The organism is Streptomyces sp. NPDC044061 (genome assembly GCF_056434305.1).
The window spans coordinates 1-15,163 of the sequence record NZ_JBWKFL010000036.1 but is presented as its reverse complement, the minus strand read 5'-3'; the positions used below and the strand labels follow the sequence as shown (position 1 = coordinate 15,163).

Genomic DNA, 15,163 nt, shown 5'->3' with positions numbered 1-15,163 from the left:
TACGCTCAGTTAACAGCAGATTAAGTCCCGCACCACCGAGAAGGGCGGGACTGAGGGGACTTCTGAGGTCACTTCAGCACCGGTGGTGCGGCCTGGGGTGACGTACCCCACTCGGACGGGCGCGAGCCGACCGTGAACGCGAGCGTGCGCAGCGAGCGCAGCGCGGCCGTCGTCAGATAGGTCGGCTCGTGCGGTGTTCCGTCGGTGCGGACCGCCTGGACGTAGCGGTCGGCGGCCGAGGTGCCGGGGGCGGTGACCGTGAGCCGGCGGCCCGGCCAGAAGCGGCGGTCGAGGGAGAGGTCGACGCGCTCGAAGACCGGGGTGGACAGGCCCCAGGTGTCGTAGCCCGGTTGGATCGGGAAGAGCCCGATCGACGACAGCACGTTCCAGGCGGACATGGTGCCGAGGTCGTCGTTGCCGGTCATGCCGGTGGGACCGTCGGTGAAGAGGGTCAGCGCCGCGTGGACCACGTCCGTGGTCTTCCACGGCTGTCCGGTGGCCAGGTACGTGTACGGGGCGATCAGGTCGGGTTCGTTCATCGGGTTGTACTTGTCGGCGTTGTAGTAGTTGTAGGCGTTCCCGTGCACCCACACCTCGCGGGCGGTCCGCTCGGGGTCGGCCAGCAGCCGGTCGTAGGCGAAGAAGGAGTCCAGCCGGTCGTTGGCCGCGCGCTCACCGCCGATCAGGCCGATCATGCCGCGCAGGTCCTGCGGGACCAGCCACTGGTACTGCCAGGCACTGCCCTCGTGGAATCCCGGGGCCCGCGCCGGATCGGACGTGCCGGTGAAGGCACCGGAGGCGTCCCGGGCCCGGAAGAAGCCGGTCGAGGGGTCGAAGATCGTCCGGTAGTTCTGGGCCCGGGCGGCATAGCGGGCGGCGTCGTCGGCATGGCCGAGGCCGCGGGCCATCTGGGCGAGGACGGCGTCGGCGAGGGCGTACTCCAGGGTGACGGAGGCGCCGTGGTGATAGTCGGAGTCCCCCATCTTGGCCAGGGGGCGGTCCTTGATGTACGGGGCGAAGCCATGCGCGAGGTACTCGGCGTTGGCCTCCCGGCCGATGCCCGGGTAGTCGGCGGGCGGCACCCCGTCGGCGTTCTTGCGCAGCGCCCGGTAGGCCCGCTCCTCGAACCCCTTGAGCAGGCCCATCCGGTAGGCGGTGGTCAGGAAGGGGGTGACCGGGTCGCCGCTCATGACGTTCGTCTCGATGGGCCCGTAGCCCCACTTGGGCAGCCAGCCGCCGTCCTCGTCCACCTTCACCACCGACAGGGCCATGTCGCGCGCCTCACGCGGCGCGAGCAGGGCGAGAAGCTGGGCCTGGGTGCGGTAGGTGTCCCACAGCGACCAGTTCTGGTAGTACGTGAAACGCTCCGCGCGATGGACGCGGCGGTCCCAGCCGGTGTAGCGGCCGTCGGCGTCGCTGCCGATGTTGGGCGCGAGGAACGAGCGGTACAACGACGAGTAGAAGGTGCGGCGGAGGGCCGGTTCGCCGCCCCGGACGCGCACGGCCGCGAGCCGCCGCTCCCAGTCCTCGCGGGCCCGGCGCCGCACCGCGTCGAAGGACCGGCCGTGCTCGGCCCGCAGGTTGACGGCCGCACCGCGCGCGTCGACGTACGACAGGGCGGTGGTCGCCTCGACGGTACGGTCCCTCGTCGCGTCGAAGCGGACGTAGGCGCCGCCGCCTCCGGTGCGGGCGCCCGGGGTGACCGTCGAGCCGTCCCAGGTGCCGTAGGCGGTGAACGGCCGGCTGAAGCGGGTGACCGTGTAGACCGTGTAGGGGCCCGTGTCGCGGCAGAAGCCGTGGCCGGTGATCCTGGTGCGCACGGTGTGCTCGTCGAGGATCTCGACGGCGCTGCTGACCGGCTTGTGCAGTGCCTGGCCCGCGTTCAGCAGGACGTTGGCCTTGTCGGTGGCCGGGAAGGTGAAGCGCTGCACCCCGGTGCGTTTCGTCGCGGTCAGCTCGGCACGGATGCCGGAGTCGAGGCCGACGCGGTAGTAGCCGGGGCTCGCCTCCTCGTCGGCGTGCGAGAAGCCGGCGGCGTACTTGGCGTAGTCCGTCTGCGTGACCTCGCCCGTGGTGGGCAGCACGGGCAGGTCGCCGCCGAGCCGGCACCCGACGCCCGAGAGATGGACCAGCGAGAAGCCGCGGACGCGCTTCTGCGTGTAGTCGTAGCCGGTGCTGTGCCCGGTGTCCGGGGAGAGCTGCACCATGCCGAAGGGCACGGTCGCGCCGGGGAAGGTGTTGCCCTCGTTCTGGCTCCCGATGAAGGGGTTCACCAGATCGGTGAGGTGGCCGTCGGTACGCTCGGCGGCCCGTGCGGCGGGGGTGGCGATCAGCGCGGACGCCGCCATCACCCAGGCCAGGCACAGCCGCGTGCGCCGGGTCCCTCTCATGTCGGATGACCTCCGAAGGTTCGACATCGTTGCCTGCATCGTGGCGGGCGAACGAGGCGAACCCGGGCATTCCCGGAGGGTGATGCCAAACGCGTCGCGGTCGGAGGCCGTCTGACGGTGCGTCCGTCAGGGGACCCGCTGCCCCTTCCCCAGGGCGATCACCCCGCCCTTGGAGACGGTGTACAGCTCGGCGTCCCGTTCCGGGTTGACGCCGATCGTCGCGCCGGGCGGCACCTCGACGTTCTTGTCCAGCACGGCGCCCCGGACGACCGCGCCCCGGCCGATGTGCACGTTGTCGTGCAGCACCGAACCCTGCACGACCGCGCCGGGGTCGACCCGGACACCGGGCGAGAGCACGGAGCGGGTGACCTGACCACGGATCAGGCAGCCCGCGCTGATGATGGACTCGCTCGCGATGCCGCCCGCGTTGAAGCGGGCCGGGGAGAGCTGGTTGGAGTGGGTGTAGATGGGCCACTGGCGGTTGTAGAGGTTGAAGGCGGGGCGCTCGGCGATCAGGTCCATGTGCGCCTCGTAGTAGGCGTCCAGGGTACCGACGTCCCGCCAGTAGCCCTGGTCGCGGCTGGTCTCGCCGGGCACGTGGTTGGCGGTGAAGTCGTAGAGCTGGGCCTCGCCGCGTGCGGTGAGCTGGGGCAGGATCGAGCCGCCCATGTCGTGCACGGACTGCCCGTCCTCGGCGTCGCGTTGGAGCGCCTCGATGAGCGCCTTGGTGGTGAAGACGTAGTTGCCCATGGAGGCGAACACGCATTCGGGGTCGTCCGGGAGGCCGGGCGGGTCGGCGGGCTTCTCCAGGAAGCGCTCGACACCGCGGCCGTCCGAGCCCGGCGTGATCACCCCGAAGGAGGAGGACTCCGAGCGCGGCACGCGGATGCCGGCCACCGTCACCCCGGCACCGCCCTCGATGTGCTGCTGGAGCATCTGCCGCGGGTCCATGCGGTAGACGTGGTCGGCGCCGAACACGGCCACGTACTCGGGCTGTTCGTCGTAGACCAGGTTCAGGGACTGCAGGATCGCGTCCGCGCTGCCCAGGTACCAGCGCGGGCCGAGACGCTGCTGGGCCGGTACCGGGGTGACGTAGTTGCCGAGCAGACTGGACATCCGCCAGGTGGTGGTGATGTGCCGGTCCAGCGAGTGCGACTTGTACTGGGTCAGCACGCAGATGCGCAGGACGTCCGCGTTGACGAGGTTGGACAGGACGAAGTCGACGAGCCGGTAGGTCCCGCCGAAGGTGACCGCGGGTTTGGCACGGTCCGCGGTGAGCGGCATCAGGCGCTTGCCCTCCCCGCCCGCCAGTACGATCCCGAGCACCGAAGGCCCTCCACGACGCATGGTCGCTCCCCTCACCCTGGTTGAACCATGGCTGCCCCGCCCGGACGGGCCTAAGCCTGCTTGAGGATCTCCTCGTACAGCCCGGCCGTGCGCCGGGCCACCGCGTCCCAGCCGAACTCGCCCACCGCGCGCTCCCGTCCGGCCTCCCCCATCCGCCGGGCCGCTTCCGGGTCGCCGAGCACCGTGTCCAGCGCCCGGGCGAGGTTCGCCTCGAAGTCCTCGTCCACGTCGACCAGGAGGCCGGTACGGCCGTCGTCCACGACCTCGGGGATCCCGCCGACGCGGGAGGCGACGACCGGAGTGCCACAGGCCATCGCCTCCAGATTGACGATGCCGAGGGGTTCGTACACCGAGGGACAGGCGAACAGGGCCGCGCGCGTGAGGAGTTGGATCACATCGGCGCGCGGCAGCATCTGCGGGATCCAGAACACGCCCTCGCGGCCCCGGCTCAGCTCCTCGTACAGCTCGCGGAACTCGCGGTCGATCTCGGGGGTGTCGGGGGCGCCGGCGCACAGCACCACCTGTGCGGCGGGGTCGATGTCCCGTACCGCGCGCAGCAGATGGGGTACGCCCTTCTGGCGGGTGATCCGGCCGACGAACAGCACGTACGGGCGGCCGGGGTCGATGCCGTGGCGGACCAGGGCGTCGGTGCCGTGGTCGGGGCGGTACAGGGCCGTGTCGATGCCGTTGTGCACGACGTGCACCCGTGCCGGGTCCAGGGCCGGGTAGCAGGCGAGGATGTCCTCGCGCATCGCCCCCGACACGGCGATCACCGCGTCCGCGGCCTCGATGGCGGCGCGCTCCGTCCAGCTCGACAGCGCGTACCCGCCGCCCAGTTGTTCGGCCTTCCAGGGACGCAGGGGCTCCAGCGAGTGGGCGGTGACCACGTGCGGGACGCCGTACAGGAGCTTGGCGAGGTGGCCGGCGAGATTGGCGTACCAGGTGTGGGAGTGGACGAGTTCGCGGCCTTCGAGGGCGGCCGCGATGGAGAGGTCGACGGAGAAGGTGCGCAGGGCGTCGTTGGAGCCGTCGAGGGCCGACCAGGGGCGGTGGCGTACGACGCCGACGCCGCGGCCCTCGCCCCAGCAGTGCACCTCGAGGTCCACCAGCGAGCTCAACTCCCGGGCGAGGAATTCCACATGGACGCCCGCACCGCCATACACGTCCGGCGGGTACTCCCGGGTCAGCAGTCCCACACGCACCCGACAACCCCCTGGTCTCGTCGGCAGGTTCCCTTCATGGTCACCCAGATGCGGCGCCCGGGGAAGACCGCGGCGGGCGGGTGAAGCAGCAGTCGCCGCAGACCCCGCCGCCGGGGACGCGGTAGTACAGGCAGCAGCTGCGGCGGCGGAAGGCCGTGCCGGTGCGGGTGCCGGTGGTGCGCAGCAGCGGGTGGGCGAGCAGTTCGTCGGTGCGGGCGCGGGCCCGGTCCGCCACGTCGGTACGGCCGTCGGCGCGTGCCCAGCGGTCCAGTTCGCGGGCCGCGCCGGCGAGCGCCGAGCCGGCGTTGCCCCACAGCAGGCCGGCCGCCACGCCGTAACGGGCCCTCAGGGCTTCCCCTAGGGGTTCGAGGTGGCCGTGCAGGACGGTGTCGGCGAGCGTGGCCGCGTCCCCCGGGAGCGGTCGCACCTCGGTCAGCCAGAGGTCGTCGGGGGCGGGGGCGGCGGGGTCCCAGCGCAGCAGCCCGGCCCCGAGGTCGGGCAGGCGGCCGTACAGAGCGGCACACGCCAGGGCCGTGGACCACAGCCGGGCGGCAAGGCCCTGATGGGCGATGGAGGCGGAAACGCGCAGCTCGGAGGTGCGCAGCCGGTGGGCGACCGTGGTGACGCGAGAAGCCAGCGCGTCGCGGTGGGCATCGGATGCCACCGTTGCGTAGGTTTCGGCGAGGGTCGGCAGGGCTGCGACAGCCGGATCCCCCGTCGCCCCGGCGGTGCGCAGGACGAAGAAGCCGCCGAGCGGGCGGAGGGCGGCGAGGTCGGGGTCGAGGTCCACGAGGAGTACTGGTACCAGGCCGGATCGCCGCCCGGGAACCGGGGTCTCCGCCCTGCGGGCACCCCCCTTGGGGATGATCGGGCGGCTGGTGTACTCCATCGGTAGTAGGACCCATTGTGTGCTCAGGGACGACGACGGGAAGAGCCCGGGCGGGCAGAGTGTTGACCATGGAAGCCGACCGTACGCCGCGCCGGACCCCGTGGTCCCGCCTCACGCGGAGGAACTGCAGATGAGCGCCCTCGCGTTGTCCGTGCTGCTGTCGTTCGTCTCCGCCGTCGCGTACGCGGGCGGGGCGATCGTGCAGGAGCAGGTCGCGGTGTCCTGCCCCGACGGGTCGTACCTGCCGATGCGCCGGATCGGCTGGTGGCTGGCGCTGGGCCTGAACGGGCTCGGCGGGGTGCTGCACGTCGTGGCGCTGGCCTGCGGCCCGCTCAGTCTCGTTCAGCCGCTCGGCGCGCTGACCATCGTCTTCGCCCTGCCCATGGCGGCGTTGTTCGTCGGCCGCAGGGCCGGCGCGACCGCCTGGCGGGGCGCCGTGATGGCCACGGTGGGCCTCGCGGGCCTGCTGTCCCTGGTCGGCACCTCCGACGCGCACTCCCTCGACGCGGCCCAGCGGGCGGCCGTCGCGCTGGTCACCGGCGGGGCGGTCGTGGCGCTGATGATCGCGGGCCGGGCCGTGCACCGGCACCCGGCCGTGCGCAGCGTGCTGCTCGCCACCGCCTCCGGCATCGCCTTCGGCATGTCGTCGGTGTTCACCAAGACCGTCGCGGTCGACTGGGACAGCGGGCTCGCCGCCGGCGAGCTGCTCTCCCTCACGGTGATCGGCGTGTTCGCGACCGCCGGCGTCCTGCTCTCCCAGGCCTCCTACCGGGGCGGCGGCCTCGCCGCGCCGCTGGCCACGCTGACCGTGGTCAACCCGGTACTGGCCGCCGCGGTCGGCATCATGATGTTCGGTGAGACGTTCCGCTACGGCACCACGGGCACCGTGCTCGCCCTCGGCTGCGGCGTGGTGGCCGCGGGCGGCCTGATCCTGCTGACGACGGAGCGGCTCGAGCCCGCCCCGGCTCCGACGGCCGGGTCCGGGTCCGACGAGGTGCTCGCGGCCCTGCCCACGCAGCGGACGGCGACGAAGGCCGAGGAGGAGGTCGTCGAGCTGCTGGGCGGACCGGTGCCCCGGGAGGACGCGGCGCCCGCCGCCGGCGCCCTCCCGGCCTCGTACACCCCGCTGTCCGCGAGCTTCTACGTGCCGCTGCCCGTCCCGGAACGGCACCGCGCGCGGGTCAGATCCTGACGCCGCCGGCCCGGAGATAGGCGATCGGGTCGACGTCCGTACCGAAGCCGGGGCCCGTGCGCACCTCGAAGTGCAGATGCGGGCCCGTGACGTTTCCGGTGGCCCCGGACCGGCCGATGCGCCGGTCCGCGGACACGCTCTGCCCGACCCGCACGGAGATGGCGGACAGGTGGGCGTACTGGGTGTAGCGCCCGTTCGGGTGCCGGATGACCACCTGGTAGCCGTAGGAACCGCCCCAGCCCGCGGCGACCACCTGCCCGGCGGCCGCCGCGTGGACGGAGGTGCCGGTCGGCACCAGGAAGTCGACCCCGGTGTGGTAGCCCTTCGACCAGTGCGACCCGGCCACGCGGTAGCCGGTGCCGATGGCGGCGTGCACCGGGGCGACGAGCGAGTGGCCGCCCGTGGACGTGTGGTGCTCGGGGGTCTTCTTCTCCGAAGGGGCTCTTCTCTTCGGGGACTTGGGCTTGGTGTCGGTGTGCGTGTCGGGCGCCGGCGTGGTGGTGGCGCGCAGGCTGAGCCGCTGCCCCGGCAGGATCAGGTCGGGATCGGAACCGATGGTGGCGCGGTTGCCCGCGTACAGCCCCCGCCAGCCGCCCCGGACGTGGTGTTCGCCCGCGATGCCGGAGAGCGTGTCGCCGTGCACCACCGTGTACATCTCGGCCCTGCCCGCACGGGACTGGGGGGTCGTCTGCGGCTGTACGTCCGCTACGGAGCCGGTCTTCACCGGGCGTGCGGCAGCGCTGTCCGTGTGCACGTCGGGGCCGGGGCCGCCCCGGGTCAGCCCGGCCCGCAGCGAGCACACCGGCCAGGCGCCGGGCCCCTGCCCGTCGAGGACCTTCTCGCCCACGGTGATCTGCTCGTCCCTCGTGGCGAGGTCGGCGCGCGGCGCGTACCGGGTGCCGCCGTACGCCTCCCAGGTGGACCGGGTGAACTGCAGTCCGCCGTAGTAGCCGTTGCCGGTGTTGATGCTCCAGTCGCCGCTGGACTCGCAGGCGGCGACCTTGTTCCAGGTGGAGGCGTCCGCCGCGTCGGCGGTGCCGGCGGCGACCAGCGGGATCGCGAGGCCGGCGCCGCCCGCCGTGACGGTGAGTGAGGCGCGGTTGATCCTGTTCGGCTGGTACCGGCGATGCCGGCCGCGTACGGCCATGTCCGATTTCCCCTCGGCATGCGTCAGGAGCGGCAAAAGTAAGCGCCGCGAACAGGCCATGACAAGACGGGAAATCAGCCTCTCGACCCGCGCAAGTGGCCGGGAACGGGCCTTCCTTGCCGTGATCGGCCGCGAGCGGCGGTCACGCTGAGGCGACGGGCCTCTTCCATGCGTAAACAAGCGTGGCGGGTCGGATGTGCGCTCGCCGAAGCGGCACGTCAGGATGGGCGAGGGTCCGTACTGACGGAGCCGTCGTCACGAGGCAGCTAGGGAGCAGGCGGTATGAGCACTTCAGCGCAGATCGGCGTCACGGGTCTCGCGGTCATGGGCCGCAACCTCGCCCGCAACTTCGCCCGCAACGGCTACACGGTCGCCGTGCACAACCGTACGGTGTCGCGGGCGCAGGCGCTGGTGGAGGAGTTCGGGCACGAGGGGGACTTCATCCTGGCCGAGACCGCCAAGGAGTTCGTGGCGGCCCTGGAGCGCCCCCGCCGGCTGGTCATCATGGTCAAGGCCGGTGACCCGACGGACGCGGTGATCCAGGAGTTCGCGCCGCTGCTGGAGCCCGGCGACATGATCATCGACGGGGGCAACGCGCACTTCGCGGACACCCGGCGCCGCGAGCGGGAGCTGCGTGAGCGGGGCATCCACTTCGTCGGCACGGGCATCTCCGGCGGCGAGGAGGGTGCGCTGCACGGACCGAGCATCATGCCGGGCGGCTCGAAGGAGTCGTACGAATCCCTCGGCCCGATGCTGGAGAAGATCTCCGCGAAGGCGGGGGACGGTGCGCCCTGTGTCACCCACTGCGGTCCCGACGGTGCCGGGCACTTCGTGAAGATGGTCCACAACGGCATCGAGTACGCCGACATGCAGCTGATCGGCGAGGCGTACCAGCTGCTGCGCGATGTCGCCGGGTACTCCCCCGCGCAGATCGCGGACATCTTCCGCACCTGGAACACGGGCCGGCTCGACTCCTACCTGATCGAGATCACCGCCGAGGTCCTGTCCCACGTGGACGCGGCGACCGGCAGGCCGTTCGTGGACGTGGTCGTCGACCAGGCCGAGCAGAAGGGCACGGGCCGCTGGACGGTGCAGATCGCGCTCGACCTCGGCGTCCCGGTCTCCGGCATCGCGGAGGCGGTCTTCGCCCGCTCCCTCTCCGGCCACGCGGCGCTGCGGGAGGCCTCGCGGGGCCTGGCCGGACCGCAGCCGGCCCCGCTCGGCGAGGCGGAGGCCGGCGCGTTCGCGGACCGGGTGGAGCAGGCGCTGTACGCGTCCAAGATCGTGTCGTACACGCAGGGCTTCCACGAGATCGCCGCGGGCAGCGCGGAGTACGGCTGGGACATCGACCTCGGCGCCGTCTCCGCCATCTGGCGCGGGGGCTGCATCATCCGGGCGGCCTTCCTCGACCGTATCCGCGCCGCGTACGACGCCCGGGCCGACCTGCCGAGCCTGCTGTCGGACGAGACGTTCGCCCAGGAGATCGCCGATGCGCAGGACGACTGGCGCGAGGTGCTGGTCGCGGCGACCCGGCAGGGGGTGCCGACGCCCGGCTTCGCGGCGGCGCTCGCGTACTACGACGCCCTGCGTGCGGAGCGCCTGCCGGCGGCCCTGACTCAGGGGCAGCGGGACTTCTTCGGGGCGCACACGTACCGCCGGGTGGACCGGGACGGGTCGTTCCACACGCTGTGGGGTGGGGACCGGGCGGAGGTCTCGGCGTAGGGGTCGCCTCTGTACGCCCGGTGGGGCGGGGGCTGTCGTGTCGCGGCCGCGGTTGGTCGTTGCCGGTCGCGCAAGCGGCGGAGCCGCACTTCGGCACAGCCCCGCGCCCCCTTCGGACACTGCCCCTTCCGTGTTCTCAGGTGAGCGGCGGGCCGGGTTCCGGGTTCGGGGTGGGTTCCGGGCCCGGCGGGATCGGGGACGGTGAGGGTTCCGGGGGGCCCGGCGCCGGGGGTGCCGGCGGCGGTGTGGGATCGGGTCCCGGCGGGGGTGGCGTGGGCTCCGGGCCCGGCTCGGGCGTCGGGACCGGGGTGGGATAAGGCTCGGGCGGGGTCGGCCCCGGGCCCGGGGGCGGTCCCGGTGGGACGGGGTCGGGGTACGGGTTCGTCATCGGTGTCCTCCGGGCAGTCGCTGGACGTCACCTCTGGACTACTCCCCCGCCTACCCGAGAGCCGCTTCGCCACTCACCCGAGGGCGGCACGGAACGGACCCGGGCGGACGTGTGGGGTCGGCCGAAAACCGCCCCCGCGCGCCACTCGCCTCACTCACGTCACCGCTCAGAACCGCCCGGGGTGGGCCCGCAGCCAGTCCTTCGCGGCCGCCAGCAGGTCCGGGTCGGCCGGCGGGGCCACCTCGGGGTGGCGTTCGGCCCACTTGACGACGTACGGGCACAGCGGAGCCACCGGGACGTCCTCGCGCTCGGCGACGGCGTACAGCTCGCGGGCCAGGGAGCCGGCGATGCCCTTGCCCTCGTGGGCCGGCTCCACGACGGTGTGCACCGGGACCAGGGCGCGCGCGGGCGACTCCAGCACGAAGTACTCGATGCGGCCGACGACTTCGCCGTCGCCGACGGCCTCCAGGCGACCCGCCGCCCGGTCGTCACGGATCTCGATGTCGCTCATGGGTACGCACGCTCCCGCTCGTCGTCCGCCCCTCAGGCCTGAACGGCCTGCGGGCTGCGCTCCTGGTCCGAGCCGGGCACCGGCGCGGACGGGTCGGCGCCGAGCTCCACGATCCGGTTGTCGGCGTCGACGTGCACGACCCGGGGCAGGAGCGCCCGCGCCTCGGCGTCGGTGACCTGAGCGTAGCTGATGATGATCACAAGATCCCCGGGGTGCACGAGATGGGCGGCCGCCCCGTTGATCCCGACGACCCCCGACCCACGCTCACCCTCGATGACGTACGTCTCCAGACGGGCGCCGTTGGTGATGTCCACGATGTGCACGAGCTCGCCGGGCAGCAGATCGGCGGCGTCGAGCAGGTCGGCGTCGATGGTCACCGAACCCACGTAGTGCAGGTCTGCCTGGGTGACGGTGGCGCGGTGGATCTTGGACTTGAACATGGTACGAAGCACGAAGAAACTCCCGATTCGTCTGCTCCCTGCCTGCTTCTGCAGGTCAAGGGCGGCCTTCGGAGGCTACATCGTTTCGCATGTCTGGTCAGCTGTCGCCGAGTGTTTGAGGGCTCACACTGACCCGTTGCCGACTTTTCCGACGGCACGCCAATCGTATGCGCACGCGCGTGACGTTCAACCGCCCAGCCTCACCATTGCGCAAGCAGCACATCGTGACGAGTTCCGGCGCGCTCATCGTCAGCGGCGGTCAGTGCCTTCTCCGACGAGGACGCGTCCCACGGTCTGGACGGCTCCCGCCCGGCCGTGGCCGAGGACTCGGTGGGCGGGCACCATGACCGCTGCGCTCACCCTGATGGCCGAGGAACGCGGCGGACCCGCGCCGGCACAGCAGGTGCTGTTCCACCCGGTCACCGACGCGAACTCCGACACCGGTTCCTACCGTCAGTTCGCCGAGGGCTACTTCCTGCACCGGGACGGCATGCAGTGGTTCTGGGACCAGTACACGACCGACGAGGCCGAGCGCACTCAGCCCACCGCATCGCCGCCATGGACCACCGTCGACCAACTGCGTGACCTGTCACCGGCGTTGGTGATCACCGGAGGCGGATGTGCTGCGCGACGAGGGCGAGGCCCACGCCGCCAAGCTGCGCTCGGCCGAGGTGCGCGGCAGCGCCGTCCGTTTCCACCCGCACGCTGTACGCCGCGCTGCACACCTCATAGGAGTAATGGTCAAGACTTGTGGACGATCCGGGAACCGTAGGGTGGGCAACCGCCGCTTGGGCTGGGCAGTTGACGGCTACTGATGTTGCTCCCAGTCAGTCGATCACTCGGGGATGCCGGCAGATGAGCAGGTCGGCGGCGTTGTCCGGGAGTTCGGGGGGGTGTCGGAAGGGTGGGGGCCGGTCGGCGTGTCGGTCATGGTGTCACCAGCTGTCGGCGGCTGCCAGCAGCTCGCCATAGTCGCGGGTCCGCGATGCCTGCTCCAGGTCCGACTCGACCATCATCTGCATCAGTTCCTCGAACTTCACCGTGGGCGCCCAGTCCAGCGCGGCTCGGGCCATGCCGGAGTCGGCGCACAGCGTCTCCACTTCAGCCGGGCGGACCAGCGATGGGTCGATCACTACGTGGTCCTCCCAGTTGAGGCCCACAGCGTCGAAGGCGATCTGCACCGCGTCGCGGACCGAGTGCATGACGCCGGTCCCGATCACGTAGTCCCCCGGCTCGTCCTGCTGGAGCATCAGGTGCATCGCCTTGACATAGTCGCCGGCGAAGCCCCAGTCACGCACCGCGTCCAGGTTGCCCAGCGCCAGCTCGTCCTGCAGTCCCAGCCTGATCCGAGCGACGGCCAGCGAGATCTTCCTGGTCACGAACTCGGCACCGCGGCGCGGGGACTCGTGGTTGAACAGGATGCCGGAGACGCCGTACATGTCGAACGACTCACGGTAGTTACGCGTGATGAAGTGGCCATAGGCCTTTGCCACCCCGTACGGGCTACGGGGATGGAACCGGGTCGATTCCCGCTGCGGAGTCTCCGCGACCTTCCCGAACATTTCCGAGGACGACGCCTGGTAGAACCGGATCCGACCGGACCGGGTCGATCTGGACGTGTTCAGCCCACTGACCATGCGAATGGCCTCCAGCATGCGGAGCACACCGGCGCCGTTGACTTCGGTCACCAGTTCCGGCTGTTGCCAGGACATCGGCACGAACGAGATGGCTCCGAGGTTGTACACCTCGTCGGGCTGGACGTGGTCCAGCGCCGAGACCAGGCTGGCCTGGTCCATGAGGTCACCGTGTACGAAGGACAGATCGGATGCGAGGCGGCTGACCCGTGACTTTCGCGGGTTGGCCTGGCCCCGTATCAGACCCCATACCTGGTAGCCCTGTGCCAGCAGGTGTTCTGCGAGGTACGAGCCGTCCTGGCCGGTGACCCCAGTGATGAGAGCACGCTTGGACACGAAATTCCCTTCTGCCGCGACGGGAAAAATGACCGCTACGCCGGGTGAGCTTTCGCGGGAGCAGCCCTTGGTAGTGACATTCACAGCCGCAAGTCCGCAGTGTCAACGGAAATCGGGGCGCCCTAGTGCATCACCGGGAATTGGCACGATCATTTCTCGGGACTGGGGATTCTTCAGTCAGGAATGAGACTTACTCGCCTCTGACGACTGCCCCAAGGAGACCTCATGCCCATGCCAGGCACCGACGCAGAGCGCTGGCTGCGCCGCTTCCGACCCAACGCCAGTGCCCACGTACGGCTCGTCTGCTTTCCGCATGCGGGCGGCTCCGCGAGCTTCTACCACCCCGTCGCGATGACCCACGCAGCCGCCGCCGACGTCGTGGTCCTCCAGTACCCCGGCCGCCAGGACCGCAGACATGAGCCATTGGTGCGCAGCGTCGCGGAGTACGTCGCTCGCATCGGGCCGACACTCGAGCAGGAAAGGCCCCTGCCGACTGTCTACTTCGGACACAGCATGGGTGCGGTGCTCGCGTTCGAGACAGCCCTCGCACTCGCTGACACGCCCGCCGCGCCCCGAGCGATCGTGGCATCCGGCCGGCGCGCGCCGGCCACGCACCGCAACGAGCGCGTGCACCTGCGGGACGACGAGGGCCTGCTCGACGAGTTGCGGAAGCTCAACGGCACCCAGGCGGACCTACTGGGCGACGAGGAGATCGTGAGGATGGCCTTGCCTGCGGTGCGCGGCGACTACCGGGTCATCGAGACCTACCAGGCCGTGCCGGGCAGCACGGTCGACTGCCCGATCACCGTGCTGGTGGGGGATGACGACCCGAAGACGACCGTCGCGGAAGCCGACCGATGGCGCGAACACTCCACCGCCGCCTTTCGCCTCCGCACGTTCCCGGGCGGCCACTTCTACCTGGCCGAGCACCAGGCCGAGGTGAACGCCGAGTTGGCGGCCATGCTGTCCGCCGTCTCAGAGGGGGCCGCCATCAGGTAGTCGTTCCGGGGCCGCTGCCGCACGTGACGTGCGGCAGCGGCCCCCGTGTGTCCATCACCACCGGTTGCCGCCGCGAGTAGGCACCTGCTCGTAGGAGCCGGGTACGGGTGCGAGGCCGTCGCTTCCGAGCGTTCGGCGGTGAGGACCGGGCGATCACGCCCGGCCCTCACCGCCCACGAATGCCCGGACAGGCACCCGCTGCCACGACACGCTCCTTGGTCCTCAGTTCAGGCCCAGCTCGTCATCGAGCATGCGGAACATGTCGTCGTCGGTGGCCGACTCGACATCGAAGCCGTCCTCTTCCTGGGGACTTGCCGCCCACCTGCTGCGGAGCACTTCCAGCCGGCCGGCGATCTGCCGATGCAGGCGCTCGTCGTCCACCGTGGTCTCGTCCAGCGCGCGCTCCAGCCGATCCAGATCCGCCAGCAGCGCGGCCGGCCCGGTCGGTTCGTCGGCGACGAGCCTGGGCAGCAGGTGGTCGACCAGGTCAGCCGGGGTCGGGTAGTCGAACAGCAGTGCCGCGGGCAGCCGTTGCCCGATCTCCGCACCGATCCTGTTGCGGAACTCCACAGCGATCAGCGAGTCGAACCCGAGGTCCTGGAACCGCCGGTCCGGTGAGAGCTCCGCCGCGTCGCCGTGTCCGAGGACGGCGGCGGCGTGCCCGCGAATCAGCTCGAGCACCAGCTCCGGCCGGTCGGCGGGCGCGGCCGCGGCAAGTGCCGCGACGATCCCGCCACCGGCGTGCGCGGTGGCCGCCGTACGGCGGGCCGGGGTGCGGACGAGGCCGCGCAGCAGCGGCGGTACTTCACCGGAGGCCCGCAACGCCGCCAGGTCCAGCTTCACCGGCACCATCGCCGGCTCACCCGCCGCATCGAACAGTGCCAGAGCCTCGGCACCAGCCAGCGGCAGCACACCCGAACGCCGCATACGCGCCACATCAGCCGCAGCCAACTGCTCGGTCATGCC

Annotated in this window: 12 protein-coding genes and 1 pseudogene; 4 read left to right on the top strand and 9 right to left on the bottom strand. The window is 71.3% G+C overall.

Annotated elements, in window-relative coordinates:
* Positions 1 to 68: 68 nt before the first annotated feature.
* The 4 genes from AC07CM_RS39070 to AC07CM_RS39055 all read right to left on the bottom strand — a co-directional run bounded on the left by AC07CM_RS39070 (position 69) and on the right by AC07CM_RS39055 (position 5,729).
* Positions 69 to 2,390 carry a GH92 family glycosyl hydrolase gene (locus AC07CM_RS39070; protein ID WP_478881277.1) on the bottom strand — a complete coding sequence of 774 codons (2,322 nt, stop codon included), beginning with the start codon at positions 2,388 to 2,390 and terminating at the stop codon, positions 69 to 71.
* Between the two features lie 126 nt (positions 2,391 to 2,516).
* Complete coding sequence (gene glgC, locus AC07CM_RS39065) at positions 2,517 to 3,737, bottom strand: glucose-1-phosphate adenylyltransferase (protein WP_478881276.1); 1,221 nt, start codon at positions 3,735 to 3,737, stop codon at positions 2,517 to 2,519.
* Positions 3,738 to 3,787: 50 nt separating this feature from the next.
* Positions 3,788 to 4,939, bottom strand: coding sequence for a glycogen synthase (gene glgA, locus AC07CM_RS39060; RefSeq protein WP_478881275.1), 1,152 nt, complete (start codon positions 4,937 to 4,939; stop codon positions 3,788 to 3,790).
* A gap of 40 nt (positions 4,940 to 4,979) precedes the next feature.
* The gene (locus tag AC07CM_RS39055) at positions 4,980 to 5,729 is read right to left on the bottom strand and encodes a (2Fe-2S)-binding protein (protein WP_478881335.1); all 750 of its coding nucleotides are present in this window, start codon (positions 5,727 to 5,729) and stop codon (positions 4,980 to 4,982) included.
* Positions 5,730 to 5,958: 229 nt separating this feature from the next.
* Here AC07CM_RS39055 and AC07CM_RS39050 point away from each other — a divergent pair, with 229 nt between their 5' ends.
* Positions 5,959 to 7,020 (top strand): DMT family transporter, encoded by a 1,062-nt coding sequence (locus AC07CM_RS39050; RefSeq protein ID WP_478881274.1) that lies wholly within the window; start codon positions 5,959 to 5,961, stop codon positions 7,018 to 7,020.
* Here the strand turns inward: AC07CM_RS39050 and AC07CM_RS39045 are convergent.
* Positions 7,010 to 8,167, bottom strand: a complete 1,158-nt coding sequence (locus tag AC07CM_RS39045; RefSeq protein ID WP_478881273.1) for a transglycosylase family protein — start codon at positions 8,165 to 8,167, stop codon at positions 7,010 to 7,012. The genes AC07CM_RS39050 and AC07CM_RS39045 overlap by 11 nt on opposite strands.
* A gap of 282 nt (positions 8,168 to 8,449) precedes the next feature.
* Here AC07CM_RS39045 and gndA point away from each other — a divergent pair, with 282 nt between their 5' ends.
* A complete protein-coding gene (gene gndA, locus AC07CM_RS39040) occupies positions 8,450 to 9,889 on the top strand; it encodes an NADP-dependent phosphogluconate dehydrogenase (RefSeq protein ID WP_478881272.1) in 1,440 nt (479 codons plus the stop codon).
* A 554-nt stretch (positions 9,890 to 10,443) separates the two neighbouring features.
* Here the strand turns inward: gndA and AC07CM_RS39035 are convergent.
* Positions 10,444 to 10,788 (bottom strand): GNAT family N-acetyltransferase, encoded by a 345-nt coding sequence (locus AC07CM_RS39035; protein ID WP_478881271.1) that lies wholly within the window; start codon positions 10,786 to 10,788, stop codon positions 10,444 to 10,446.
* 32 nt (positions 10,789 to 10,820) lie between these two features.
* Positions 10,821 to 11,240: an aspartate 1-decarboxylase gene (panD, locus tag AC07CM_RS39030; protein WP_478881270.1), complete on the bottom strand. Its 420-nt coding sequence runs from the start codon at positions 11,238 to 11,240 to the stop codon at positions 10,821 to 10,823.
* A gap of 264 nt (positions 11,241 to 11,504) precedes the next feature.
* Here panD and AC07CM_RS39025 point away from each other — a divergent pair.
* Positions 11,505 to 11,923, top strand: a pseudogene (locus tag AC07CM_RS39025) (alpha/beta hydrolase fold domain-containing protein); the annotation flags it as partial.
* A 240-nt stretch (positions 11,924 to 12,163) separates the two neighbouring features.
* On the opposite strand, the gene AC07CM_RS39020 reads toward AC07CM_RS39025, so the two are convergent.
* Positions 12,164 to 13,198 (bottom strand): GDP-mannose 4,6-dehydratase, encoded by a 1,035-nt coding sequence (locus AC07CM_RS39020; protein WP_478881269.1) that lies wholly within the window; start codon positions 13,196 to 13,198, stop codon positions 12,164 to 12,166.
* Between the two features lie 225 nt (positions 13,199 to 13,423).
* Here AC07CM_RS39020 and AC07CM_RS39015 point away from each other — a divergent pair, with 225 nt between their 5' ends.
* Positions 13,424 to 14,197, top strand: a complete 774-nt coding sequence (locus AC07CM_RS39015) for a thioesterase II family protein (RefSeq protein ID WP_478881268.1) — start codon at positions 13,424 to 13,426, stop codon at positions 14,195 to 14,197.
* 222 nt (positions 14,198 to 14,419) lie between these two features.
* Here AC07CM_RS39015 and AC07CM_RS39010 read toward each other — a convergent pair.
* Positions 14,420 to 15,163 (bottom strand): acyl carrier protein (locus tag AC07CM_RS39010; protein ID WP_478881267.1); only part of this gene is annotated, 744 nt, incomplete at its 5' end.

What these genes read in the sequence shown, in the direction of transcription:
- AC07CM_RS39070 (WP_478881277.1), bottom strand. Translation starts at nt 2,390, where the DNA reads ATGAGAGGGACCCGGCGCACGCGGCTGTGCCTGGCCTGGGTGATGGCG.
- AC07CM_RS39045 (WP_478881273.1), bottom strand. Translation starts at nt 8,167, where the DNA reads ATGGCCGTACGCGGCCGGCATCGCCGGTACCAGCCGAACAGGATCAAC.
- glgC (WP_478881276.1), bottom strand. Translation starts at nt 3,737, where the DNA reads ATGCGTCGTGGAGGGCCTTCGGTGCTCGGGATCGTACTGGCGGGCGGG.
- gndA (WP_478881272.1), top strand. Translation starts at nt 8,450, where the DNA reads ATGAGCACTTCAGCGCAGATCGGCGTCACGGGTCTCGCGGTCATGGGC.
- AC07CM_RS39035 (WP_478881271.1), bottom strand. Translation starts at nt 10,788, where the DNA reads ATGAGCGACATCGAGATCCGTGACGACCGGGCGGCGGGTCGCCTGGAG.
- AC07CM_RS39050 (WP_478881274.1), top strand. Translation starts at nt 5,959, where the DNA reads ATGAGCGCCCTCGCGTTGTCCGTGCTGCTGTCGTTCGTCTCCGCCGTC.
- AC07CM_RS39015 (WP_478881268.1), top strand. Translation starts at nt 13,424, where the DNA reads ATGCCCATGCCAGGCACCGACGCAGAGCGCTGGCTGCGCCGCTTCCGA.